Here is a 2,090-nt window from a genome sequence, read left to right on the forward strand (position 1 = left end):
GCGTCGAAGATCAGCTCGTCGGTGTCGGCCATCACCCACGGCTCGATCGCGAGCAACTGGCCGACCCGCAGCCGTGCGCCGTGATGGGCGCGGCCGTCATTGGGAATCGACGGGTCCTGATGCATCGTCGAACCGACGCCGTGCCCACCGAACTCGGTGTTGACCCGGTACCCGGCGTTTCGCAAGACGGTGCCGATCGCCTGCGAGATGTCCCCGACCCGCCCACCCGGCTGCACCGCGGCGATGCCCGCGGCGAGGGCGGCACGCGTGGCCTCGATGAGGTCCTGCTCCTCCTGGGTGCCCGAGCCGACGACGAAGCTGATGGCGGCATCGGCCACCACGCCGTCCAGGGAGACGGCCAGGTCGAGGGTCAGCAGGTCACCGTCGGCCAGGACGTAGTCGTGCGGCTTGCCGTGCAGGACCGCGTCGTTGACCGCCGTGCAGATGTAGTGGCCGAACGGACCGTTGCCGAACGACGGCGCGTAGTCGACGTAGCAGGACACGGCCCCCGCGTCGAGGACCATCTCCTTGGTCCAGGCGTCGATCTCCAGGAGATTCGTGCCGACGCTGGCCCGCTCCCGCATCGCCTGCAGGATGCCGCCCACCAGCGCCCCGACGGCGCGGGCGCGCGGCAGGTCCTCGTCCTTGATGATCTCGATCATGCTCTGCTCCTTCGTGGGTTGTCAGGTGCCGGAGGTCTCAGGCATACGCCAGAACACTGCGGCGGAGATGAGGCACAACGCGACCATGGCCGCCTGGAAGATCCAGAACACGTCGTGCTGCAGGGACGCGGTGGCCAGCACCGGCGTCAGCCCGCCGAACACCGCGACCGCGATGCCGTAGGGCAACGAGATGCCCGCGGTGCGGACCTCGGCGGGGAACTGCTCGGCCATCACGGCGGCCAGCGATCCGGCATAGGCGGCCAGCAGGACCGCGTTGACGGCCACGGCGACCAGGACGCTCGACATGGTCATGCCGACGGTGGACAGCATCGGGACGAACGAGATCGCCGACCCGAGGGCGAAGACCAGCAGCAGGGGACGCCGGCCGAACCGGTCCGACAACCACCCGGAGACGGGCTGCAGGACGGTGAAGGCCGCCAGGCCGAGCATGGTCGCCAGTTGGGCGTCGGCCAGTTCCACGCCGGTGCGCAGGTTCATGATGCTGGGCAGGGACACGAACCAGAACTGCACCAGCGCCGTCCCCGCGGCGACCATGCCGATGATCCGCAGCACCGACCGGGGATGCTCGCGCAGCACCTTCGCGAGGGGACGCGCGGCGATGCGGCCCTCCTCGCGGACGCGGTTGAACGAGGCGGTGTCCGGGACAACCAGCCGCAGCCACAGGCCGAGGAAGCCGAGCAGGGCGCCGACTCCGAACGCGACCCGCCAGCCCCAGGCGGTGAGGTCGGCGTCGGGCAGGCCGAGGAACATGGCTGCGGCGAGCACGGACGCCAGCAGGGTGCCTGCGCCCACCGACACCTGCTGGAACGACCCGGCCCAGGCACGGCGCCCGGGAGGAGCGTTCTCCACCAGGAACGCCGACGAGATGCCGAACTCGCCCCCGGCCGAGATGCCCTGGACGCAGCGTGCGAGGGTCAGCAGGATCGGGGCAGCGACCCCGATCAGGGAGTAGTCGGGCAGGAGCGCGATGACCAGGCTGGCCCCCGCCATGAGTGTGATGCCGAGCGTCATGCCTGCGCGGCGGCCGTGCCGGTCGGCATAGGAGCCGAGCAGCGCCCCTCCCAGGGGACGCATGAAGAACCCGATGGCGAACACCAAGAACCCCGCCAGCAACTGGGCGATGCGGTCGCCGGTGGGGAAGAACGCCGCCGCGAAGTAGGGCAGGAAGAAGGCGTAGACGGACCAGTCGAACCACTCGACGAGGTTGCCGATGGTGCCAGCGAACAGGGCGCGGCCCCGGGTCGCCTTGGCGGCGTGCGTGCTGCTGATGGCGAACCCCCTTCTGTTCAGCAGTGCCCACCGTAACCGTGCTGGCCACGTTCGGCACACTGCGTGGCCGACAACACGCCCGGTTGGCGCAGCTGAGGTGCCTGGTCGCAGCCCTTCTCCGTCGCCGACGCCGTCAGC

2 protein-coding genes are annotated in these 2,090 nt (G+C 70.2%); both read right to left on the minus strand.

Translation table 11 applies throughout. From position 1 onward, the window contains the following. Positions 1 to 662 (minus strand): type I methionyl aminopeptidase (map, locus tag V7E09_RS15465; protein ID WP_324523721.1); only part of this gene is annotated, 662 nt, incomplete at its 3' end. A gap of 21 nt (positions 663 to 683) precedes the next feature. Next, positions 684 to 2,090 (minus strand): MFS transporter (locus tag V7E09_RS15470; RefSeq protein ID WP_324523722.1); only part of this gene is annotated, 1,407 nt, incomplete at its 5' end.

The organism is Propioniciclava sp. (assembly GCF_036744435.1).
Taxonomy (GTDB): domain Bacteria; phylum Actinomycetota; class Actinomycetes; order Propionibacteriales; family Propionibacteriaceae; genus Propioniciclava.